The following is a 22,660-nucleotide window of genomic DNA, read 5'->3' as shown; positions in this document are numbered from 1 at the left end:
TCTGATCGTTCTCTGGTATAATCTGCCCGCTGACTCGACCGGTCGGCGGCTGCTCCGAATGGGACAGCTACTGACCTGGAGACCTGCTAACAGCACAAATAACACATCTAATAGGAGATAGCAGACGTCATGGTAACAGAAAAAGAAAACAAGACAGACCTGATCCAAAAATATTCTCGTCACGAGAAAGATACCGGTTCGCCAGAAGTGCAGATTGCCCTGCTGACAGATCGTATCCTTTATCTTACCGATCACTTACGTGAGCATAAGCACGATGAATCTTCACGCCGGGGATTGTTGAAATTAGTTGGCCGCCGCCGCCGACTGCTCAGATACTTGCGCAGTAAAGACTACAATCGGTTTGTGGCATTGACCAAAGAGTTGGGCATTCGTAAGGTATAAGTATTCAAAGTAGATGGCGCTGTAAGTCTGCCATCTACTTGTTTATATCTGTGCAGCATGATGAGAAAAAACTAAAATGAGGGTATGTTGGGTACGATGTGCTCTTCATACCCTTGTTTGCAGCAAGCATGTTGCATAAGCCCTGGCGGTTTTTCTTCAACGGGGGATTGGGTTCATTATTTTCTTGCATCTGTTAATTGAAGTTAAATATGAGAATTACTCAGTCTGTGGTGCTTGGAATGCACCAGGTCTGCGTTAACTAATTTTTTTCAGGCCCACCGCGAGGTTGGGAATTGGGACTTGAGAATAACCTGTTCAGGTAGGTTGTTTTTAGCTCCCAATCCCTAACCGGTGGGTCAAAATGGTAGGAGGTACCATGAAACCCGAAGCAAAAAAATATCAAGTGATGGTCGGCGATAAAGAAATGACCTTTGAAACAGGTCTGCTGGCCGGACAAGCTGGCGGTGCAGTCACCGTCGGCGTTGGCGATGCCTTACTTTTTGGTGTTGCTACAATGGGCGAAGTGCGCGATGGCATTGATTTTCTTCCTCTAACGGTCGATTATGAACAGCGCATGTATGCCGGTGGCGTTATCCCTGGCTCATTCTTCCGCCGTGAAGGCCGCCCCAGCGAAAACGCTATTTTGGTCAATCGTCTCACCGATCGCCCGCTGCGCCCGCTCTTTCCCAAAGACTTGCGCAATGCTGTTCAGGTGATTATGTACTCGCTCTCTGCAGATGGCGAAAATCCGTTGGATATTCTTGCCATCAATGCTGCTTCTGCTGCCGTGACGATTTCGGATCTTCCCTGGGATGGTCCAATTGGCGCGGTGCGTGTGGGTATGCTCGAAGGGAAATTTGTCATCAATCCAACTTTTGCCGAAATGGAAATTTCTCCCCTGGATTTGCGGCTGGCCGGAACGAAGGATGCCATTCTTATGGTTGAGTGTGGTGCCGACGAAGTGGCTGAGAACACAATAGTTGAAGCCATCAGCGTTGGGCATGACGCAATCCGTCAGATCACCGATACATTAGATAAAATGGCTGCCGAAGTCGGCAAGGCCAAGCGCAGTTATGATGCTGACCCTGTTGATGAAGCCATGAAACAGGCGATCTATGACCGCTCTCAGGCACGGATGAATGAAATTCTTGAGCAGCAGTTGCCCAAAGCTGAGAGTAAACAAGTAATGTCGGTGCTAAAAGAAGAAATTTTGGCCGAGTTTTCTGGTGAAGATGAAAGCCTCGTCACGGATGTAAAAAACTACTTCGACGCTGCTCACAAGAAAGTTGTGCGCGCCCGTATTTTGGAGCAAGGAAAACGCCCCGATGGACGCGGTCTAAAAGATGTGCGCCAAATTTGGTGTGATATCAACACTAGCCCGCGCGCCCATGGAACCGGTCTCTTCACTCGTGGCGAGACTCAGGTGATGACCATGGCGACTTTGGGAACCCCGCGCGATGCACAACGACTCGATACGCTGGATCCCGAAGAAAGCAAGCGTTATATGCACCATTATAATTTCCCGCCCTTCTGTACAGGCGAAGCCCGCTTCTTGCGTGGCACATCTCGCCGCGAGGTTGGGCATGGCGCTTTGGCAGAACGAGCTTTACTGCCAGTGATCCCCGATGAAACAGTATTTCCCTACTCGCTGCGTCTGGTTTCCGAAGTCTTGTCTTCGAATGGTTCTTCCTCGATGGCTTCGGTTTGCGGCTCAACCCTGGCGTTGCTGGATACAGGTGTGCCGATCAAAGCTCCTGTGGCCGGTGTTGCTATGGGGCTCATCAAAGAAGGAGATCGCTACGTTGTCCTTACCGATATTCAAGGTATGGAAGATCACCTCGGCGATATGGATTTCAAAGTAGCCGGAACGGATGATGGCATCACCGCCCTCCAGATGGATATTAAGATCAAGGGTATTTCTCCAGAAATTATGGCCGAAGCCCTGCTCCAAGCCAAAGAAGCCCGCGATCACATCAAGAATGAAATGATGTCTGTGATCTCTGAGCCGCGCGCAGAATTGAAACCGCATGTGCCGCGTATCGAAACCATTCAAATCCCCGAGGCCAAAATCGGTGCGGTGATTGGCCCAGGTGGCAAAGTCATTCGCGGTATTCAGGAAGAAACCGGTGTGCAGATTGACATTCAGGAAGATGGTACTGTCTTTATTGCTTCTGCAGATGGTGAAGGTGCACGTAAGGCACGCGAGATCATCATCGGCCTCACCGAGACACCCGAAGTTGGGCGTATCTACACTGGCAAAGTGACGGGTGTTAAAGATTTCGGCGCTTTTGTTGAAATCACCCCTGGGACGGTGGACTGGTTCATATTTCACAATTGGACACGCAACGCGTCAATAGCGTAGAAGATGTCGTGACGAACGGTGATGAAATTACCGTGATGGTGACAGAAATCAATCCGCGCTCAGGCAAAATTCGCCTCTCCCGTCGTGCCGTACTCGAAGGCTGGACGGTAGAAGAAGCGATTGCCAATGACAAGGCTGGCGGAAGTAAAGGTGGCGGTAATCGGGGTTCTTCATCGAATCGTGGTGGCGATCGCCGCAATCGTGATAATCGGCGCTAGAACATGTGCTTGCTCAAAACTAAAATAATTAATAAAAAAGGTGTGTGGGTGATCCACGCACCTTTTTTATTGGCTGCAACCTTTTTGTGAGAGATGCATCTAAAAATAAGTTGAGATTGGTAAAATAATATCAATTCGTGCACGCTAATTCATAGATTAAAATTTCTGTTATAAGTGAGTAGCTACGTTGAAAATCGACATTCGTGCGAAAAGTTCCCTAATTTAGGGCTTCTTGTTTGTAGTGCGATATTGTCAAACTACTGGATGCACACATCGTTCAAAAAGAGGAACAATGGAAGACAAAAAAGTACATAAAATGCTAATCATTGGCTCTGGCCCTGCTGGCCTGGCCGGAGCGCTATACGCATCCCGTGCTAATTTGGAGCCCGTGGTTTTCACGGGTATGCAATTAGGTGGGCAGGTTTCCACGACACATATTGTCGAGAATTATCCTGGCTTTCCCGAAGGCATTGGTGGCCCCGAATTGGTAGATGCTTTTCAAAAACAGGCCGAACGATTTGGTACTCGAGTTGAATTCGATCAAGTCACCGATATCGATTTTTCCAAGCGCCCTTTCAAAGTCATTACCTATAGCGGCGAATATTATGCCGAAACGCTGCTCCTCAGTACCGGCGCCAACCCGCGCCATCTTGAGATTCCCGGCGAAGTAGAATTCACCGGACGTGGTGTTTCCTATTGCGCAACTTGCGATGGGCATTTCTTCCAGGGCAAAGATGTGATTGTGGTTGGCGGTGGCGATAGCGCCCTGGAAGAAGGTCTTTTCCTGACGCGTTTTGCAAAGACCATTACCATCGTGCATCGACGCGATGAATTGCGCGCCGGAAAACTGCTGCAAGCGCGCGCTTTTAATGATCCTAAAGTCAGTTTTATTTGGGATAGCACACTTACCGAGATCGTTGGCGAGGGGATTGTGCAAAGTGTCAAAGTGAAGAACCTCAAAACGGGCGACGAGAGTGATATGCCCACCGAAGGCGTGTTTATCTTCATCGGCCACATCCCCAACACCGAGCTTTATGTCGGTAAGCTGGAAATGGACGATCAAGGTTATGTTGTTATCGATAAGTATATGCAAACCAGTATCCCCGGTGTTTACGCGGCTGGCGAAGTTGCCGACTCGCATTTCCGACAGGTGATTACTTCCGCGGGAATGGGTGCCGCCGCCGCTATGCAGGCCATTCATTACCTTGAAAATCAAATTAAATAGGTAAATATCCCCCTGATGTTTTTACGCCAGTTGTTTTGATCGGACTGCTATTGAATATGTGTATATATTGATACGTGCTATGCGGCGAAAATAAAGTGATAAATGCTACTGTGGTTTGCTGCATCAGAAAGTAAAATCGGCTGAGTAGCAAGAAAAATTTCAGTTTTTTACTTCAAGGAGTTATCCGATGGATAAAAAAGTTACGATTGTTGGCGCGGGGATGACTGGTTCAACTACCGCGCATTGGTTGGCTGAACGTGAGATCGCTGATATTGTTTTGGTAGATATTGTCGAGGGGATGCCGCAGGGTAAAGCACTCGATATGCAAGAGGCCATGCCGGTAATTGGCAAAGATGTTACTATCACAGGCAGCAATGATTATGCTGCCACTGCCGGATCCGATATTATTGTGATTACAGCTGGCCTGCCGCGCAAGCCGGGCATGAGCCGTGATGATCTGCTGGCGGCCAATACAGCCATTGTTGGCAAAGTTGTAGAAGAGACGATCAAACTTTCCCCCGATGCCATTTATATCATTCTCACCAATCCGTTGGATGTGATGACGTATCTGGCCTGGAAGAAATCTGGGTTGCCTGCCAACCGTGTCATCGGTCAGGCCGGTGTACTCGATTCGGCACGGATGCGCGCCTTCGTTGCCATGGAACTGGGCGTCAGCGTTGAAAATATTCATTGCTATGTGCTGGGTGGACACGGCGACTCGATGGTGCCGTTAACGCAGCACTCCAACGTAGCTGGTGTACCTTTGCACAAAACGATGCCCCAAGAACGCCTGGATGCAATTGTAGAGCGCACCCGCAAAGGCGGTGGTGAAATTGTCAGCTTACTCAAGCAGGGCAGCGCGTTTTATGCTCCGGCGGCAGGTGTTGCTCAGATGGCTGCAGCTATCTTGAAAGACAAACAGCTTATCGTTCCCGCGGCTGTCTATATGCAGGGCGAGTACGGTCTCAACGGCATATACTTTGGCGCGCCTGCTCAGTTAGGTGCTAATGGTGTCGAGAAAATCATCGAATACGAACTCAGCGATGACGAGCTTGCAGAACTTCAAAAATCGGCAAAAAGTGTTGCCGAGAATATTGCCGCCTTGGGCCTGTAAAATCAACTTTTTCGGGTTTGATCACCCTCAAATGCCCGAAGATACAAAAATATTGGTTTATTTGTGGAAAGGAATGAAATGATTTTAAAAGAGAAGATCGCCGCTCAACTTCCCGAATGGCGTGCGCGTGTTCGCAAACTGGTTGGTGAGAATGGGGACGTGGTTGTGGATCAGGTCACTGTGAAGCAAATCTACGGTGGCATGCGCAGCGCCAAAGTTCTTGTGACGGATATTTCTTACGTGGACCCCAATGAGGGTATCCGTTTTCGAGGCTATACTATTCCCGAACTGTTGAAACTACTTCCCAAGGCTGAAGGCTCAAAGTTCCCCCTGGCCGGAAGTTTGTTCTATCTATTATTAGTTGGCGAAATTCCAAGTTTCGCAGAAGCGATGGAAGTTGAGAACGCCTGGAAAGCGCGCGGCGTAATTCCACCCTTCGTTTTCGAAACCTTGCGGGCCATGCCGGAAGATACCCATCCCATGACCATGTTCTCACAGGCGATTGTGTCTTTGCAGCATGAGTCGGTTTTCGCTCGCCGCTATCAAGAAGGGATGCAGCGCGAAGATTATTGGGAAGCTGCCCTGGCTGATGCCCTCAACCTGACAGCAAAACTCCCCGCGATTGCGGCGTATATTTACAATATCAAATATGGCAATGGCGGTTTTGTCTCCCCTGACCCCGATCTGGATTGGGCAGCCAATTTTGCCCACATGATTGGCTTTGACAGCCCGGATTATAAGGAACTCTCGCGTTTGTATTTCTTCCTGCACTCCGATCACGAGAGCGGCAATGTCAGCGCCCATACCACCCACTTAGTGGGTTCATCGCTCGCCGATGTGTACTACGCCTGTGCTGCAGGTATCAACGGTTTGGCTGGCCCTTTGCATGGCTTGGCGAATCAGGAAAGCTTGCGCTGGGTGTTGAATCTTCGTGAGGAATTTGGCCGCAACCCCAGCAAGGAAGAGCTTGAAAAATTCACCTGGGATACCCTGAACTCGGGGCAAGTGATTCCGGGTTATGGTCACGCGGTTTTGCGCCTGCCCGATCCGCGTTATACAGCCCAGCTTGAATTTGGCCGCGAATATATGCCCCATGACGAGATTTTCCAGCTGATCGAAGAGTTGTACAATGTTGTCCCCAAAGTTTTGCAGGAGCTTGGCAAAGTCAAGAACCCCTGGCCGAATGTGGATGCCATTAGCGGCACGCTGCAATATCACTACGGTATGCGCGAATTTGACTTCTATACCGTTCTCTTTGGCATCAGTCGCATTCTGGGTGTAACCGCCAATTTGGTTTGGGCGCGTGCGCTTGGTCAACCCCTGGAACGTCCTAAATCCCTCACCACGAAAATGCTTGAAGATATCGTTGTCAAGGCGAAGTAAAAGCCTTACAAATAATTGCCAATAAAAAAGAGCCGGTGCAATTCACAAGCACCGGCTCTTTTTTTATCTTTATGGTGTTGGTGTTACCGCCGCACCTGCTTCACCCGTCCAGGTGAAGACCCGGGTCTGGCTGCTGGCTCCCGCGGTATCCCAAATGGGTGCGCCATTATCGTCGGTGCCAATTTGGCGTACCGGCATCACCGACCAGCGATAAACATGCGGTTCGTTGGCATTCGCTCTAAAGGAAGCCGGCACAATAAATTTTGTATCCGTAACATAAGCTATCAATTTACGTCCCTGGCCTTCGGTGACATCTTCAACCGTGATGGCATAGGTTTCGTTATCGCGCAACGTGCCTACCGCGGCCCATTGTAGGGTGACAATATCATCTTCGAGAGTGAAGTGTGTCCCATCGGGGGGCAGTAATAGGTTCGGGGCGGGATAAGGGGGCGGCGCTGTGGGTGTAGGCGTTGGCCCGGGGGTGGCTGCCCGCTCACACAAAGGGATGATCAAACTCAAGCCGGAATAGACCGTGTTATTGACCATTCCGTTAAATTCCTTGATGGCATCCATCGGTACAGCATAATTGGTTGAAATGCTGCTTAAGGTGTCGTTCTCTGCCACGGTATAGACAACTTTCTCGCAGGCGGCAATTGTAGCATCCAGACCACTGAGCGTGGCCGTGGGGAAAGGAGTCACCGTCGGTGTAGGATACGGAATCAGCAACTCTTGTCCATCGAAGAGCGTGGCGCAATCGGCTGGCAGGTTGTTGGTGCGCACAATGCTCTGCACCGAAATATCAAAAGCGGCTGCGATACCACCGCAGGTATCGCCTGATTGTACCGTGTAGGTAAAAGGTGTTGGCGAGGGCAGTGGCGTGGGTGTGAGTGTAGGAGTTTGCGGCGTGGGGGTCAGCGATGGCGTAATGGTCAATGTCAGCGTAGGCGTTGCTGTGGGTTCTACCACGCGTCCGGTGCTTTGCAGTGCAAAAAATACCATCACCGCGCCAATTGCCAGAAACACTGCCAGTAAACCGATCACTGCAGGCAGGCTTAATGTAATTTCAGGCATTCGGCTGCCGCGCAAAGCCTGTGATTGCTTTTCTTCGCTTTCGCCATTGCCCGTTAATGAACTGCCGCATACCAGACATCGGGCGGCATCTTCGCTGAGACGCGTACCGCAGGTTGGGCAAAGTTTTGTGGAAGTTGCAGAGTTGTCAGTGCTCATAGGCCAAGTATAAAAAACAGAGGATTGGTTTGTAGAATAAGTCTAAGACTGGTTCTTAAAATAGCGGCGATGATTATACCAGCCTTTTACAACCCTTGCGAATCGCTTTTTACCCTCCAGATACTGGCTGCCGGAAACCGGAAACTGGTATACTGCCATCATGCAGCCTCACAGCATTTATCTCCATATCCCCTTTTGCCAGCATCGTTGTAGTTACTGCGACTTCAATACCTATGCCGGTTTAGAGAATCTAATTTCAGCTTATGCCCAGGCGCTGCAACACGAAATTAAATATGTGGCTGCAACCCTGGATGCAAAATTGCCTGTACATACGATCTTTTTTGGTGGCGGCACCCCCTCGCTGCTGCCTGCTGAATACCTGGCGAATATATTAAAAACGCTGCGCACATCCTTTAATGTATTTCCCGATGCAGAGATCAGTCTGGAGGCCAATCCTGGCACACTCTCGGCGGCTTATCTGACTGAATTACGCAATTTGGGCATCAATCGCCTCAGCCTGGGGATGCAGTCCGCGCACCCCGATGAATTGAAATTCCTTGAGCGTATTCATGATTATATGGATGTGGTTGATGCCGTAACCTGGGCGCGTCAGGCCGGATTTGACAACCTGAGTCTGGATTTGATATTTGGGTTGCCGGAGCAGCAGACTCAGACCTGGGTGGATAGCCTCCAACGGGCCTTGGCGCTTGCTCCGGAGCATTTCTCGCTCTACGCGCTGACGCTGGAGCATGGCACCCCACTGGGGAGTTGGGCGGCCCGCGGCCTGATCCCCGAACCCGATCCCGACCGGGCTGCCGATATGTATGAACTCGCCACCGAAATGCTCGCTCAAGCCGGATACGCACAATACGAAATTTCCAACTGGGCGCGAGAAAATCATGAGTGTCGCCATAACGTGCAATACTGGCGTAACCAGCCCTACCTGGGCCTTGGGGCCGGGGCGCACGGCTTTGTCAATGGTATGCGTACTGTTAATGTCTTATCCCCCAAGTCCTATATTCAGCGCCTTTCCACCTTCAACCTTCAATCATCAGCCCAATTTCCTCGCACCCCCGCCACCATCGAGGCCAACCCCATAGATCGCGAGACTGAAATGCGCGAGACCATGATGATGGGCCTGCGCCTGACGCGTGAAGGCGTCTCGGATGCCCGCTTTCAGGCGCGCTTCGGCCTGTCCCTACAACAGCAATTTACCGAAGAGATTCAACAGCTTATGGAGTGGGAACTACTCTGTTGGGAAAATGATACCTTAAGCCTGACCAGGCGCGGGCGTTTACTGGGCAATCAGGTTTTTATACAGTTTGTGTAGAAAAAGACCCTCTCCCGATTCGGGAGAGGGTTGGGGTGAGGGTTACACTTCGCGTTTCAACAAAATATTTGCTAGCTCCACCAACGCTTCTCCGGCATCTCCCAGAGGATTGGCAGCTTCTAGCGCGTCGAGTGCTTGTTGCGTGAGTCGTTCAGCTTGTTGTTGTGTATAGGCTTGTCCGCCTTCTGTGGCGAGTTGTGCAGCAAGCGTGGGGACCTCCTCAGGACTGATTGGACCCTGTCGCCAACGGGCTGCGAATGCCCCATTTTGTTGCAAGCCGAAGAGTACGGGTAACGATTTTTTACCCTCCAGCAGATCGCTGGCTGCTGATTTTCCGGTTTCGCTGACATCCCCCCAAATGCCCAGATAATCGTCAAGGGCCTGAAAAGCCAACCCGAGGTCGCGTCCGAAAAGCCGGTATGAATTTCGGGTTGCCGCATCACTCTCGGCTACAATTGCCCCCAATTCGGTGCAGGCCTCCAGTAGCGCAGCAGTTTTCCCGCTGACCATCGGCCAATAATCACTCAGAACAAGATCGTTCCGATTCTCATAAGAAATATCCAGAAATTGCCCCTGGGTGAGATGCAGGCAGGTTTGCTGAAGCAGGCTGGCGGCATCCAGTACAATTTTGGTAGAAACTGAGCGGCGCAGTTCGAGCATTTCCAGATGAGCAAGCGTGAAGAGTGTATCGCCCGTGTTGATGCCCTGCGAAAGACCCCAAATTTTCCACACCGTAGGGCGGCCGCGGCGCAGAGGGCTGTTATCCTCAATATCGTCATGGACGAGCGAGAAATTATGTACCAATTCTACTGCTGCGGCGGCGGGAAGTGTGTTTTTCCAGTTGCCGCCAGCGGCCGCGGCGGTTAACAATACCAGCAGTGGGCGCACCCGTTTGCCAGTTGCTTTTGAGCCAGCGCCCTCGCCTTCCCAACCCATGTGGTAGCGCATCATCTTGAGGAGTTCAGCATAATGCGGGGCGTGCGATCGCGCCACCGCCAACTGAAGTTCGTTTTCGATAGCAGGCAGGTAGGTTTGGATCAACTGCTGAAGCGGCATAATTTACTCCTGATACCCGCTAAGGGGAGTGTTTTGCAGAGTTGAAAGGTTGGCGGCGCCCGTGGCAAACATGGTTACTCGAATTTCCCGCGTGATTTCCTGAATGGTCAGGATGGTTTGGTCGAGCGAGTGGGAAGCGGCCTTCAAGAATGGCCCAGCCATGCCCCCCAGGGACGCGCCCAGAGCGATGCTTTTGGCAATTTCCACGCCGGTATGGATACCTCCCGAAGCAAAGATGGGCAAGCCTGGGGCGGATTGCCGCACCTGAATAATGGACTCAGCGGTGGGGATGCCCCAATCGACAAAGGCGGCTGCCAATCGTTTCTGGCTTGGGTTTTTTGCGCGGTACATTTCAACTTGTGACCATGATGTACCACCGGCTCCGGCTACGTCAATGGCGGCGATTCCAGCATTGGCGAGCTGCCGTGCTGCTTGTGCCGATATACCCCAGCCTACTTCTTTTGCAATCACCGGCACAGTGAGTTTTTTGCAAACCACTTCAATTTTAGAGAGCAGTCCGCTGAAGTGTGTATCGCCCTCGGGTTGTACGGCCTCTTGCAAAGCGTTGAGATGCAAGATGAGCGCATCGGCAGCGATCATATCTACAGCGCGTTGACACTCTTCAACGCCATAGCCATAATTGAGTTGAATCGCCCCCAGGTTTGCCAGCAGCAGTATATCGGGCGCCACCTGACGAACCTGGAAGGTTGCCGCTAGCGCCGGATCTTCGATTGCGGCGCGTTGTGAACCCAAACCCATAGCAATGCCGGTGGCCTGCGCGGCTGCAGCTAACGTGCGGTTTAGCTCTCCAGCTTCGGGTGTGCCACCAGTCATCGATGAAATCAGCACGGGAGCCTTTAAGACGCGTCCAAACAACTTTTGTGTTAAATCAATTGCTTCCAGATCAAGCTCAGGCAGGGCCTGATGGGAGAAATGATAACGCTCCAGCCCAGTGCCCAGGCTGGAGCGCACGTCTTCTTCGAGGTTGATCCGAATATGATCGGCTTTTCGCGAGCTTGTCGCCGTAACTTTTGGCATAGTCTAGTGTTCCTTAGCTGTGAGGCTATATTACCAGTCCGATTCTGCGCTGTCAACAGCGCTTGACAGGTGCCTGAATTGGGCTGTAAAATTGCCTCAGTAATTTTTGAACCAGGCCAGACTTTGTTGATTACTGGCTTACTACCTGAGGAGGTCGACTATGAACCAAGAAGTTCTTGAGAAAATCAAAGCGATTATTGCTGAATTACTGGATGTTGATGAGAGCGAGATCAAACCTGAATCTCGTTTTCGTGAAGATCTCGAAGCCGATTCGCTCGATTTGGTCGAATTGATTATGGAGTTTGAAGAGACTTTTGGCAGCGAAATTTCTGACGAAGATGCCCAGAGCATTACCAGCGTGGGCGAGGCAGTCAGCTATATCGAACAACGCATGTAATCTCTCCGTGCTGCACTTATGGCACAATTTAACGTAAAAATAAAGGAGCCGCAGCAATTTTGCTGCGGCTCCTTTATTTTTACGTTCCTCCCTTCTCCGTATTTCGGGGGAGGGGCAGGGGTGTGGGCAGATTAATCTTTCAAGAGCAGCGGAATTTCCTCCGGGTGTTTGGCAACACGCACTCCGGCGGCTTCTAGTGCCTTGATTTTATCCGCGGCCAAGCCGGTACCGCCTTCGACAATCGCGCCTGCGTGTCCCATACGTTTTCCAGGAGGAGCGGTTTGCCCGGCGATGAATCCGGCTACGGGTTTCGTTAGATACTTGCTGATGAACTCGGCTGCTTTTTCTTCGTCGGTGCCGCCAATTTCACCAATCAAGACAATTTTTTTGGTTTGGGGATCTTCCTCGAAGAGGCGCAGCGCGTCGATGAAATTGGTGCCATTGATGGGATCACCGCCAATGCCCACGCACGTACTCACGCCCATGCCCAATTCTTTCAACGCATAAAGTACCTCATACGTGAGCGTGCCAGAGCGGGAAACCACACCCACATCACCTGGGATGGCAATATCGCCAGGGATGATGCCAACTTTGGCCTCGCCGGGGGTCAGCAAACCGGGGCAGTTTGGCCCAACCAGGCGCACTTTTTTCTGATCGAGATAGTTGCGCACGCGCATCATATCTTGCACCGGAATGCCCTCAGTGATGGTGATAATCAATTCAACACCTGCGTCCGCCGCTTCAAACATGGCGTCGGCGGCGAAGCGCGAGGGGACGAAAATGATGGTTGCATTGGCGTCCGTGGCTTCTTTCGCCAGCTTGACCGAGTCGAAAACGGGGACCTTGCCATCTAAAATCCACTCACCACCCTTGCCGGGGGTCACACCAGCGACCAGATTAGTACCATAGGCAAACATGCGCTCGGCGTGGAAAAGGCCCTCGCGTCCGGTAATGCCCTGACCCATTAATTTTGTGTTTTTATCAACCAGGATACTCATTACTTAGCTTCTCCCTTAGCGGCGGCAACCGCTTTTTGGGCTGCGTCAGCCAATGTGTCTGCCGTAATCATTTTGGCATCTGCTAATAATTTGCGCCCCTCTTCGGCGTTGGTGCCCACCAGCCGCACCACCATTGGCACATCCGGCTTCACTTCCTCCATAGCTGCCAGTATACCGCGCGCCACTTCATCGCCGCGCGTGATCCCGCCAAAAATATTAATCAGAATAGCTTTGATATTTGGGTCCGAAAGAATAATGCGGAAGGCGGCGGCAACTTTCTCGGCATTCGCGCCACCACCAATATCTAAAAAGTTGGCCGGTTCGCCGCCGAAGAATTTAATCACATCCATGCTGGTCATTGCCAGCCCGGCCCCATTGACCATACAGCCAATATCGCCATCCAGCTTGATGAACGAAAGACCATACTTGCGGGCTTCAATCTCGGCGGAGGCTTCCACATCCAGATCGCGCTTATCGGCCAGTTCCGGATGCCGGAATAAGGCGCTGTCATCCAATACCATTTTGCCGTCAACAGCCAACAGTCTCTTGTCGTTTGTAATCACCAGGGGGTTGATCTCGGCCAGGGTGGCATCACTTTGTTTATAAGCTTGCCATAAACCTTCGGCGATCTTGCCAAAACTGCGCCATAATTCGCGTGGCAAATCAATCCCGGCGGCAATATCGCGGGCCTGATAGCCTTGCAAGCCCATTAAGGGATCAATATGCGCCCGGATGATTTTCTCTGGGGTTACGCGGGCTACTTCTTCAATATCCACACCGCCCTCAGATGAAGCCATCATCACCGGACGCCGCGCGGCGCGGTCATTGGTGATGCCCAGGTAAATTTCGTGCTGGATATCAGCAGCTTCGTCAATCAGCACCTTGCGTACCGGCAAACCTTTAATCTCCATGCCTAAAATTTGGGTTGCGATTTCTTCGGCTTCTGCTGGGCTTTTCGCCAGGCGAATTCCCCCAGCCTTGCCGCGCCCACCGACCAATACCTGCGATTTAACAACAACGCGGCCACCCAATTCTTCGGCAATTTGTTTTGCCTCACTTGCGGTAGCCGCTACTCTCCCTTTCGGGATGGGTACGCCGTACTCGGCGAATATTAATTTAGATTGATACTCGTGTAGTTTCATGAACGTGATAGCTCCTAGCTGAATACTTGTCTCTAATCAGTTAGCGGGGCGATTATACCACGTTCATTATTCAGACGGATTCTATTCCCGAGCGGGTGTTCAGACTCCCTTTAGGCGTGATCCTGCCCATTTTTTGATGGGTTTAACCCGAAGCGCCAGCAACAAAAGCAGCGCCGCGGCGAAATACCAGGGTTGTGTGACCCCTTGTTTGACCAGCCAAATATAGTGGATGACGGCAAAAATTCCCGCGGCGTAGGCCAATTTATGCAGCTTTTTCCAGTTCTTCTTCAGGCGGCGCTGCCAACCCTGGGTGGAAGTAATCGCCAAACTTAGCAGGATCAACCCCGTGGTTAGCCCGACAACGGCGTAGCGCTTTTCAAGCAAAGCATCCTGAATCAAAGCAAAATTGAAGAAATAATCCACGCCGATAAAGATCGCAAAATGAATGCTGGCGTACATGAAACTGTAAAGCCCCAGCGGGCGGCGCAATTTCAGCACCGGGCGATATTTGAACACGGTGTTGACCGGCGTGCAGGCCAGTGAGAGCAGCAGCAACACCAGAGCAGTTTTTCCCGTACGCAGGGTGAACTCGCGGATTGGATCGGGACCGTAATTGTGGGTGAAAAAATCCCATAGCATCCATGCGAATGGAATGAGTGCACTGACGTGGGTGGCGAGTTGTAAGTTTAAAATCTTTTTTTTCATGTTTTATCTCTCCGTCTTCTGTGCCCGGTCGTCGGTCAAAAATTAGCCTTTAAATCCATTCCGGCATAGAGATGGGCAACTTCGGCTTCGTAACCGTTGAACATCAGCGTTTCGCTGCGGCCAAAATTTCCGATGCGTCGCTCAGAGGCTTGCGACCAGCGTGGGTGGTCTACTGTGGGGTTGACGTTAGCATAGAAACCATATTCGTTGGAGGCAGCAGCCATCCACAGGGAGGTGGGCATCTCGGTGACTAGATCAATCTTGACAATGGATTTAATGCTCTTGAAACCATATTTCCATGGTACCACCAGACGTATAGGCGCGCCGCTTTGGGGCAGCAGGTCTTTGCCGTAGAGACCGGTAGAGAGAATGGTCAAATCGTGCATCGCCTCATCCAGGCGTAGGCCTTCAATGTAGGGCCACTGATACCAGGGATTCGCCTTGAAGCCGGGCATGCCTTCGGGGTCGTAGATCGTCTCGAAGCGCACGTATTTGGCCTCGGCTTTGGGTTCGACTTCGGCGAGTAATTTGCTCAGCGGGAAACCCATCCAGGGGATGACCATCGACCAGGCCTCCACGCAACGCAGACGGTAGATGCGTTCTTCGATCTCGAATTTGTGTAAATCATCCAGCGAGAAGGTTTTGGGGTTATCCACCAATCCGCCCACTGTCACTTCCCAGGGAGATGTTGGATAGCCCATGGCCAGGTCTGCGACGCGTTCTTTGTCGGTAGTGAACTCGTAGTAGTTGTTGTAGTGGGTAATATCTTCAAACGAATTGAGCGGGGCGCCCAACTCGTCTGTAGTCGATGATGGCGGAACCGTGGGCTGCGCATCGCTGGCAGGCGCCGCGGATGCTTCGGCGGTTTCTGCGGGAGCAATGCCGCAAGCTGCTAATATTGCCGCGCTGGCGCTGACAATCCCCATGCTCTTGAGGAAGTCGCGGCGCGAAAGGTAAACGTGTTCGGGTGTAATTTCAGATGATGGGATTTTTTGCATGGCAATCTCCTGTTGTCTAATGCTATGATGCTTACAAACTGGCCTATCTTACTCCGAATTATAGGCTACCTGATTAACAGGAAGATTAATTGCAAATGGGAAGTTGATGAATAGAAATCCCTTGGTTAAGACCTGCTATTAGGAGACAAGGGTTTTCTTGGTCAACTATGGCTTGAATAACAATACGATCGTTGTCATTCCGAGCGAGGCGAGGAATCCTTGTGAAGCGGCTTGATTGATCATCTGTGTGATAGTATTTTTTCGCGATTCTGTTCAGGGATTCTTCGCTCCGCTTCGCAACGTTCAGAATGACATGTGTTCAAGCTTTTTGGCCTAATCCAGTACTTCCGTATTCATCAAGTGCATGTTGTACAATAAATGCCTTCGAAATTTTTAACGCGAATGAGCGCGAATATCGCTAATCACGCGAATGTTTTAAAAAATTCGTGAAATTCGCACCATTCGCGGCATTCGCGTTCCAGGCTGAATGATTGATTTGTTCAAGATACTGTTGACCAATACACTATCCCAGTAATTCCCGAATTTCGTAGAAGTGAGGTGATCCTCAGCCATCCAATGAGCCACTCAGCCTCGTGAGTCTTACGAAGCATCTGCGGTTCGATACCGCAGATCAGCAACCTGCTTATTCGAGTCCTCTCAATGGCGCTGAGGCGACATCCTTATCTCCGAGGCATGATCCTCAGGGCGAGAATAACGTCGCCCTCAGCTTCAAACATATCCCAGGCCACAAAGTGACCGTGAGCGGGATAACACCACTATTATGATTATATCTTGCGCTAAATTGGTAAGGTTCCTGGAGTGTAATTACTCAGCCTATGCCTAAAGGGCTATAAAATTCACCACAAAGAAAAACATAAAATCTTGGCATTTTCTTCGTGACTTTGTGTTTTTGTGGTGAAAAAAGTGGTATTTCACGATATGCCTGAGTAGAAACTTTGGGGTACACTATCTCTACCCCAACGGAAGGCGAGCAGAGCTGGGCTACCCGGTTCGCTCGTCTTTCAATTTAAGGGCAAAATCCTGAATTTTCCCGCCGTGGCTGCGATAAATCATCACCGCAGACCCCAACGGAAGGCGAGCAGAACTAGGCCCCCGGTCGCTGTCCTTCAAGAGAGTATCAATCAGAGATTTTACGGAATCTTTTATTGGAAGTCGCCATAGATTTCTATACTAGAGACCAAACCTTGGTTATCAAACAGAATGTCGATTTTATAAACACCATCTCCTAGATCATAAGTACATGAAGTGAATTCATCACTATTCTCGTTAGAGATATTGATGCACTGTCCAACTCTATATTTTCGCAGTTGAACTTGAACATCTTCGAAACTAACATCCGACATGAAAGCGTCCCTTAAAATATCTATAAAGTCATTAGAATCAACTTGGCCACTAGGTATACAGGGATATTCATCAAAGTCTAGAGTAAATTTAGTACATAAATCCTTTATAGTTGTCGCATCTAAATGCTGAAGCCCTCCCATGATTTCATTGTTATCTTCAATATTGTGGAAAATGAATCCATACCAAGGACACATACCACAGCAAAAATACGTCACTACAAAAACCACTAGGATTATCGCTATTGCCCTTAAAGGTATGTTGCGAAAAATATTCTGCATAATTTAGTAAATCTCTCCAATTATGGTCTCGAAAAAGGGAACGGTTCACCAGCAAGTGGGCCATGTCTTATTAATAAATCTTCGTAACGGCCATTGCTTCCAACACCACGTATACCAAATACATTTCTAATTAAATTACCAAGATCATCGGGAGAAACGCACTCAATTGAAATACAAACGCCAATCCCCATAGCAGCTTCCGAGAGAACATGATCTTTCCAACTGGTGCCAGTGGTTAAATCCACAGAAGTTGACTGGAATACCGTGCCTACAGTGCTTTGAGCATACTCATGTACTACATTTGCCCCTGTGGCGAATACAAAAGCCATTTCAAAATCACTTTCTTCTGTCATTGCTGCCACATAAGCCCATGAATGGTAAATTTGGTTACCCTTATCTCGAAAGTCAGTATGAAAACCTGTATCGGTGAAGTATGAATATGTTGGAGCTACATGCCTATTTGCGTGTAGTGGTGCCCACTTACCAACCGTTGTTGTACCAATAAACAAATCATTAAGCGTTGGCATCATCATATCATAATCACCATATATATCTGCGGTGGTTTCGACTATTTGTGCAGCTACCTCCACGGTTGTTTTTGGCTTTCTCTTTTTAAGATCCTGGACTACTACCATTGCTGCATTATATGCTCTGTGATAATAATCTGCAGATCCTTTAATCCCAACTGGAGGCCTTCCCGTATTTCCTTCTAATGTAGTATGACCTGCTCCAATAATTACTGGGTTTGTACGAAGCATCCCTATATGCCCTGTTGGGTCGGTATACTTCACCGGGTTGTTATATGTGTAGCTATACCGATTGAGGCTCTGAGGATTAGATAAGTCAGGAATAATCGTATCCGGCTGTGTGAATCGCATTATACGAGGTGAGTAAAACCGCGCATTATAGTTTATCCCGGTAAGGTCAGACCTGTCAGGTCTGGCCTTTGTACGCAAATCGATCCAGTGTGGTGGCGTGACGCCACTGGTGGAATGTGTTGATTGCACCAGTGGAATGATGGGGGCGCACTGGTGCAATCCATGTGTTCCACTGGTGCAGCGGGTCAATTGCGCCAGTGCAATCGCCCCGCCCTAATCTTCAATCAGGTCGTCGGGATGCAGTTCATTCCAAAGCGCAACCATTTCGTCTTCGGTTTTGCCAATGTTGGCGGCGTTGAGCCATGCGCCGCGGAACTCGCTGTTCACGCCGCCGCTCACGCGCGGGTTCAGGCGCAGGCTAATTTTGATGCTGCCGTCTTTTTTGCCAATTGGTCTGAAGGATGTGCCATTGGGCAGTTTAACGATGCGCCCGGCTTTCAAACCTTTTTCAATGACGACATCCAACTCCGAGAGTACGGCCAGAATACTGCCGCGGGTCTGGTTTGTGGCAGCAATCAATTCGTCAATCATCTCTTCGGAGTCCATCGGGGTGGCCGAAGCCAGCCTGGGGCCAAGCTCCTGCCACATTTTGATTTTCTTCGCCATCATACAACTCCTTTCCCCAATCGGGGTATTCCATAGCGGGTGAGATTTTCGTCGGGAACGCCGGTTTCTGGGTGCAGACATTCCCCCGACATCTCAGTTGAATCGTGTCAGGTGGATTATATCAGAATATGGCGAGTAAATTGCGAGCGGCAACTTAAACAAACAAATGGATTCAATCTGCTTTTCGATTGAACCCATTTTGGATGGCGATTAAGTGTTGCTATGGAAAATCGTCTCACTGATTTGCCGCAGAGTGCGCCGAGAACGCTGGGAGAAGCATTTTATGCAACAGAACTCGGCGACCTTTGCGCTCTCCGCGGTTATTTTTTGCCAGTAATACCCCGCGGGGGAACTGCCCAATTTTGATCAGTTGTTTTCTACCGTACATCTATGCACAATAGCACAAAAACGGAACACGAATGTCGCGAATATGCGAATGACACGAATTTTTCCTTGTTTTTCATTCGCGGTATTCGTTCATTCGCGTAATTCGCGTTAAAATTTGGCACTATTTTTCTAAATGTACGGTAGCGAAATCAGTTGTAAATTTTATTGGCATGCTACTCTTGTGGTATGGCGAAGTGCAAAATGCGGTGGTTACCCGCATCGGCAACCCACAGGCCGCCATCGGGCGCGGCTGCCAACCCGGTGGGCAGGTTGAAACTATCCATGCTGCTTCCGAAAATGCCCCAGTAGCGCACAAACTCGCCCTCGGTGGTGAATTCCAGAATGCGGTAGCCCTCCGGGTCGCTGACAAAAACACGGTCTTGTGCATCAACCGTGATATAGGGCTTGTTATCCAGCGATTGGCCGTACCAGCCGACAATTTCCCATTCCAGCACGGGGAAGTAGGCCAGTTCGGTCTCATCGAAGGCGAAAACCTGCACGCGCTTGTTCCAGGTATCGGCCACGTAGATGCGGCCCTCGCCATCCACCGCCAGCCCGACAGGCTCGTCAAACTGGCCTTCGAGCAGCCCGGCTGTTCCAAAAGCGGTCAGGAAGTTGCCATCTCCATCAAAGACAGCCACGCGCTTGTTGCCGGTATCGGTGATGAAAACGCGGCCTTCGCTGTCTACGATCACATCGCGCGGTCCCCAGAAAGCGGTGCCGGTTTCGGCCTGGCCGAAATAACCCCACTGGGTGATGAACTTTCCCGTGGCGCTGAACTTCTGCACGCGATGATTCCAGGTATCGGTAACGTAAACGCTGCCATCCGGCCCCACAGCAATGCCCCAGGGTTCGTAGAAGGTGCCCGCGGGGGCTTCTCCAACAGCGCTGTCGGCAAAGCTGCCCCACACATGCATCACTTCGCCCTCGGCGCTGAGGTGCTGGATGCGGTGATTATTGGTGTCGGCCACATAGACCGAGCCATCGGGGGCGGCGGCCACAGCGCGCGGCATCTGGAATTGGCCGCGCTCTGCGCCGTTGCTGCCGAAGGTTTTATTGGCCAGCAAGATAATTTCTTTGCCTTCATAGGGGTCGGCAAGCACTTCTTCCATAGCCAGCGGCGCGCTGCCGTAATTCCATACCTGGGCAGCGATATCCTTGCGCACATACAATCTCATGCGGTCGGCGGGCGACCAGGTGGGCAGGTTGAGTTCGGCCTCTTTGCCTGTCAGGACGGCGTAGTCGCTGTAATCGCGGTTCAGCCAAATCTGGAAGATGGCGGCGCGCATCTGCGGATCGAAGATAGCATTGCGAATGCGCTCCCACGTCAGGTTGTAATAATCCTGATTCGGCCACCAGATGCGGATATAGTCGAACTGGTAATAGGCCTGCCCGACGACGGGTTCCAGCTTGTCGAAATTATTGTCGCCGACCAGAATTACCGGCGCGTCGCGCAATTCGCGCGTCGGGTTGGGGCCGTAGTATTTCTGGTTAGGATAATTGCGCAGATACCACCAGTAGGGGTAGGTGGTTTCGTCGTCGTAGGCGACGACCATATCCAGCCCGTCGGTGGTGCGGCGCGAGAGTTCTTCAATTTGCTCGAGGGCGATCTTCGGCCCGGCACCTGAGTGCGCATAGACCAGATATTCGGTGGCCTGATCGTAATTGATATAAGCTGCCCGGAAAGCGGCGCGTGCGGTAAGCAGCGCCAGGAAGGTGAACATGGTCAGGATGGTCAGGCGGGCGAACTGAGCGAATTGCCACTCGCGCAGCAAACGCACAATTAGCAGCGCACTGATAATGGCGACCAGCGCCGCCAGGATAAATGCGTTGGTGCTGTTTAATTGGCTGAGTTCTTTGCCCATAAAGGGGGGCTGGCTCCCGATGAGCTTACCGATAGTGGAACCCAGCGATGTGATGAAAGTGATCGTCAGGGCGCTGAGCAAGGCGCCATTGCGGGTTTTGACGAAGTCCCAATCGATGCGTTCAACGAGTTTGCCCAACCCCCAGGCGGCCAGCAAAATCATCGGGTAGGCAATATGAACCGTCAGCCAGGGCATTTTTTCTCCAGCGACGGTGTAGGCCAGTAGGCTGGTAACCACCCAGAAGCTGAGCAGCGGCAGTACGGGAGCAGGACCATCTTGGGGATCAATTTCTATATCGGTCTCAGAATCATGCCTGGAGTGAGTCTGAACATCCGCTTCGAGGCCAGGGATCAATTTGAGCCGAATCCAGTAATATCCAGCCAGAATACTCCCCAGGAGCGGCAAAAATTCATACATCGGCACCTGCACCAGTATGTAGTAATACCAGGGCTGGCTGCCGCGCTCCACGCCTTGCTGTTCGAGCCAGTAGCCCAGCGAGCCGACGATGCCGGTGAAAAATCCGGCGCCATTGGTGAAGACGGTGGTGTACAGGATCGTGAAGGGAATATAAAAAATGGCCGCGTTAATCAGCCACAGGCGCGCATCCCAGGTCATGCCCACGCCAATGGCAACCAGCGCCAAAATGAAAACAAACGCCCCGGTGCGGATCATGCCAATGTTGGTGTAGTCGAGCGGGTTCCAGCCAATGGCGCTGACGATGAAGGGCGCTAACTGCGGCAAAATCAGCGTGAATTGTAGCAGCATCAGGCTGAAAGCGCGCTGTTGGCGCAGTTTTTCCCAGGTGTAACCACGAATGGCAAGCACCAATGCACCCAGCACCGTGAGGCCGCTCAATGCCAGCGGAATATACAAATGCAGGGGGATATCGCGGGCGGTTTCAACCGCCTCGGCTACGGCTTCTGTGACGACGGCCTCCGGGGCAGGGAAATAGGCATTCAGGCCGATGCCAATTGCGGCGAGAATGCCCGCTACTAGCAATAAGATCAGGAAAAGATCGCGGTGGGCAGGTTTTTGCCAGCGGGCGCGGCTGATCTGCGCCACAAAGAGCAAACCCAGAAAGACGAGCGTTTGCGCCGAATAGATGAAGGAAGTCTCTTTGGTGGTGTAATGCAGCATCGTCACGGCGGTCAGCCAGAAGGCGTAGCGCGCCTCGCCGGTTTCAAGATAGCGCAAAATAGCCCAAAATGTGATAATACCGAAGAGCGCCGAGAAAATATCGTTACGCACATAGCGGGCATAGTAGAGCATAAAGGGAGAAATCAGCATCAGCGCCGCGGCAATCAGGGTACCAGCGCGTCCCAGATACCGGCGATAAAACCACAAGAAAGCTACGGTGGCGATGCCAAACAACGCCGCCGGGATGCGGGCGGTGAAATCGTTGTCGCCGAACATAAAATACGAGAGTGCAACGACATGGAACTGGAATGGGCCGTGCGTCATTGGTGTGTGTGTGTAGCCGCTGCCCTGTTCCAGTTGCCAGGAATAATAGACGTGCGAGTTTTCATCGTGGCTCATCACGCGCGCTTCAAGGTCGTAGAAACGCGTGACGACGGCCAAAATCAGGATGATGCTGAAGATCAGTGTCTCCCAATTAATTGTCAGATTACTGAAAACGGGTTTGTCGAGCCAGGTTTTAGATTGTGTGTCGGTTACTTGCATCGGTAC

At 51.1% G+C, this 22,660-nt stretch carries 17 protein-coding genes and 1 pseudogene; 7 read left to right on the top strand and 11 right to left on the bottom strand.

From position 1 onward, the window contains the following. The first annotated feature begins 129 nt into the window (after positions 1 to 129). From rpsO to HN413_14495, 5 genes and pseudogenes are all read left to right on the top strand, one after another. Positions 130 to 402 (top strand): 30S ribosomal protein S15, encoded by a 273-nt coding sequence (gene rpsO, locus HN413_14515; GenBank protein MBT3391609.1) that lies wholly within the window; start codon positions 130 to 132, stop codon positions 400 to 402. A gap of 376 nt (positions 403 to 778) precedes the next feature. Continuing rightward, positions 779 to 2,982: pseudogene (locus tag HN413_14510) on the top strand (polyribonucleotide nucleotidyltransferase). 292 nt (positions 2,983 to 3,274) lie between these two features. After that, positions 3,275 to 4,207: a thioredoxin-disulfide reductase gene (gene trxB / locus HN413_14505; protein MBT3391608.1), complete on the top strand. Its 933-nt coding sequence runs from the start codon at positions 3,275 to 3,277 to the stop codon at positions 4,205 to 4,207. A 187-nt stretch (positions 4,208 to 4,394) separates the two neighbouring features. Further along, positions 4,395 to 5,321 (top strand): malate dehydrogenase, encoded by a 927-nt coding sequence (gene mdh, locus HN413_14500; protein MBT3391607.1) that lies wholly within the window; start codon positions 4,395 to 4,397, stop codon positions 5,319 to 5,321. A gap of 78 nt (positions 5,322 to 5,399) precedes the next feature. After that, positions 5,400 to 6,704: a citrate (Si)-synthase gene (locus tag HN413_14495; protein MBT3391606.1), complete on the top strand. Its 1,305-nt coding sequence runs from the start codon at positions 5,400 to 5,402 to the stop codon at positions 6,702 to 6,704. 69 nt (positions 6,705 to 6,773) lie between these two features. Here the strand turns inward: HN413_14495 and HN413_14490 are convergent, their stop codons facing one another. Further along, positions 6,774 to 7,931: a LysM peptidoglycan-binding domain-containing protein gene (locus HN413_14490; protein MBT3391605.1), complete on the bottom strand. Its 1,158-nt coding sequence runs from the start codon at positions 7,929 to 7,931 to the stop codon at positions 6,774 to 6,776. A 160-nt stretch (positions 7,932 to 8,091) separates the two neighbouring features. Here HN413_14490 and hemW point away from each other — a divergent pair, with 160 nt between their 5' ends. Then, positions 8,092 to 9,261: a radical SAM family heme chaperone HemW gene (gene hemW, locus HN413_14485; protein ID MBT3391604.1), complete on the top strand. Its 1,170-nt coding sequence runs from the start codon at positions 8,092 to 8,094 to the stop codon at positions 9,259 to 9,261. Positions 9,262 to 9,303: 42 nt separating this feature from the next. Here hemW and HN413_14480 read toward each other — a convergent pair whose 3' ends face one another. Together HN413_14480 and HN413_14475 are read right to left on the bottom strand one after the other, a co-directional pair. After that, positions 9,304 to 10,317: a polyprenyl synthetase family protein gene (locus HN413_14480; protein ID MBT3391603.1), complete on the bottom strand. Its 1,014-nt coding sequence runs from the start codon at positions 10,315 to 10,317 to the stop codon at positions 9,304 to 9,306. A gap of 3 nt (positions 10,318 to 10,320) precedes the next feature. Further along, positions 10,321 to 11,355, bottom strand: coding sequence for a type 2 isopentenyl-diphosphate Delta-isomerase (locus HN413_14475; protein MBT3391602.1), 1,035 nt, complete (start codon positions 11,353 to 11,355; stop codon positions 10,321 to 10,323). Between the two features lie 160 nt (positions 11,356 to 11,515). Here HN413_14475 and acpP point away from each other — a divergent pair, with 160 nt between their 5' ends. Further along, entirely contained in the window at positions 11,516 to 11,752 is a 237-nt protein-coding gene (gene acpP / locus HN413_14470; GenBank protein MBT3391601.1) for an acyl carrier protein, read from the top strand. A gap of 131 nt (positions 11,753 to 11,883) precedes the next feature. Here the strand turns inward: acpP and sucD are convergent, their stop codons facing one another. The 8 genes from sucD to HN413_14430 all read right to left on the bottom strand — a co-directional run bounded on the left by sucD (position 11,884) and on the right by HN413_14430 (position 22,654). Then, positions 11,884 to 12,750: a succinate--CoA ligase subunit alpha gene (gene sucD / locus HN413_14465; protein MBT3391600.1), complete on the bottom strand. Its 867-nt coding sequence runs from the start codon at positions 12,748 to 12,750 to the stop codon at positions 11,884 to 11,886. Then, positions 12,750 to 13,892, bottom strand: coding sequence for an ADP-forming succinate--CoA ligase subunit beta (gene sucC / locus HN413_14460; protein ID MBT3391599.1), 1,143 nt, complete (start codon positions 13,890 to 13,892; stop codon positions 12,750 to 12,752). Before sucC ends, sucD begins: the two co-directional genes overlap by 1 nt. A gap of 99 nt (positions 13,893 to 13,991) precedes the next feature. Beyond that, positions 13,992 to 14,597 (bottom strand): sulfoxide reductase heme-binding subunit YedZ, encoded by a 606-nt coding sequence (locus HN413_14455; protein MBT3391598.1) that lies wholly within the window; start codon positions 14,595 to 14,597, stop codon positions 13,992 to 13,994. Between the two features lie 35 nt (positions 14,598 to 14,632). Further along, on the bottom strand, positions 14,633 to 15,595 hold the full coding sequence (msrP, locus tag HN413_14450) for a protein-methionine-sulfoxide reductase catalytic subunit MsrP (protein MBT3391597.1): 963 nt from the start codon (positions 15,593 to 15,595) through the stop codon (positions 14,633 to 14,635). Positions 15,596 to 16,758: 1,163 nt separating this feature from the next. Continuing rightward, a complete protein-coding gene (locus HN413_14445; GenBank protein ID MBT3391596.1) occupies positions 16,759 to 17,238 on the bottom strand; it encodes a hypothetical protein in 480 nt (159 codons plus the stop codon). A gap of 20 nt (positions 17,239 to 17,258) precedes the next feature. Next, on the bottom strand, positions 17,259 to 18,194 hold the full coding sequence (locus tag HN413_14440) for an RHS repeat-associated core domain-containing protein (GenBank protein ID MBT3391595.1): 936 nt from the start codon (positions 18,192 to 18,194) through the stop codon (positions 17,259 to 17,261). A gap of 135 nt (positions 18,195 to 18,329) precedes the next feature. Continuing rightward, positions 18,330 to 18,725, bottom strand: a complete 396-nt coding sequence (locus tag HN413_14435) for a hypothetical protein (GenBank protein ID MBT3391594.1) — start codon at positions 18,723 to 18,725, stop codon at positions 18,330 to 18,332. 557 nt (positions 18,726 to 19,282) lie between these two features. Then, positions 19,283 to 22,654, bottom strand: coding sequence for a TIGR03663 family protein (locus HN413_14430; protein ID MBT3391593.1), 3,372 nt, complete (start codon positions 22,652 to 22,654; stop codon positions 19,283 to 19,285). Positions 22,655 to 22,660 lie beyond the last annotated feature (6 nt).

The organism is Chloroflexota bacterium, from assembly GCA_018648225.1.
In the GTDB taxonomy this organism is placed as follows: domain Bacteria; phylum Chloroflexota; class Anaerolineae; order Anaerolineales; family UBA11858; genus NIOZ-UU35.
The sequence above is the reverse complement of the archived record's forward strand: the minus strand, read 5'-3'. Positions and strand labels throughout refer to the sequence as shown.

Coding starts and splice junctions, on each gene's coding strand:
- HN413_14430 (MBT3391593.1), bottom strand. CDS start 22,654: ATGCAAGTAACCGACACACAATCTAAAACCTGGCTCGACAAACCCGTT.
- HN413_14445 (MBT3391596.1), bottom strand. CDS start 17,238: ATGCAGAATATTTTTCGCAACATACCTTTAAGGGCAATAGCGATAATC.
- sucC (MBT3391599.1), bottom strand. CDS start 13,892: ATGAAACTACACGAGTATCAATCTAAATTAATATTCGCCGAGTACGGC.
- sucD (MBT3391600.1), bottom strand. CDS start 12,750: ATGAGTATCCTGGTTGATAAAAACACAAAATTAATGGGTCAGGGCATT.
- HN413_14490 (MBT3391605.1), bottom strand. CDS start 7,931: ATGAGCACTGACAACTCTGCAACTTCCACAAAACTTTGCCCAACCTGC.
- rpsO (MBT3391609.1), top strand. CDS start 130: ATGGTAACAGAAAAAGAAAACAAGACAGACCTGATCCAAAAATATTCT.
- mdh (MBT3391607.1), top strand. CDS start 4,395: ATGGATAAAAAAGTTACGATTGTTGGCGCGGGGATGACTGGTTCAACT.
- HN413_14475 (MBT3391602.1), bottom strand. CDS start 11,355: ATGCCAAAAGTTACGGCGACAAGCTCGCGAAAAGCCGATCATATTCGG.
- HN413_14435 (MBT3391594.1), bottom strand. CDS start 18,725: ATGATGGCGAAGAAAATCAAAATGTGGCAGGAGCTTGGCCCCAGGCTG.
- HN413_14480 (MBT3391603.1), bottom strand. CDS start 10,317: ATGCCGCTTCAGCAGTTGATCCAAACCTACCTGCCTGCTATCGAAAAC.
- msrP (MBT3391597.1), bottom strand. CDS start 15,595: ATGCAAAAAATCCCATCATCTGAAATTACACCCGAACACGTTTACCTT.
- HN413_14495 (MBT3391606.1), top strand. CDS start 5,400: ATGATTTTAAAAGAGAAGATCGCCGCTCAACTTCCCGAATGGCGTGCG.
- HN413_14455 (MBT3391598.1), bottom strand. CDS start 14,597: ATGAAAAAAAAGATTTTAAACTTACAACTCGCCACCCACGTCAGTGCA.
- trxB (MBT3391608.1), top strand. CDS start 3,275: ATGGAAGACAAAAAAGTACATAAAATGCTAATCATTGGCTCTGGCCCT.
- hemW (MBT3391604.1), top strand. CDS start 8,092: ATGCAGCCTCACAGCATTTATCTCCATATCCCCTTTTGCCAGCATCGT.
- acpP (MBT3391601.1), top strand. CDS start 11,516: ATGAACCAAGAAGTTCTTGAGAAAATCAAAGCGATTATTGCTGAATTA.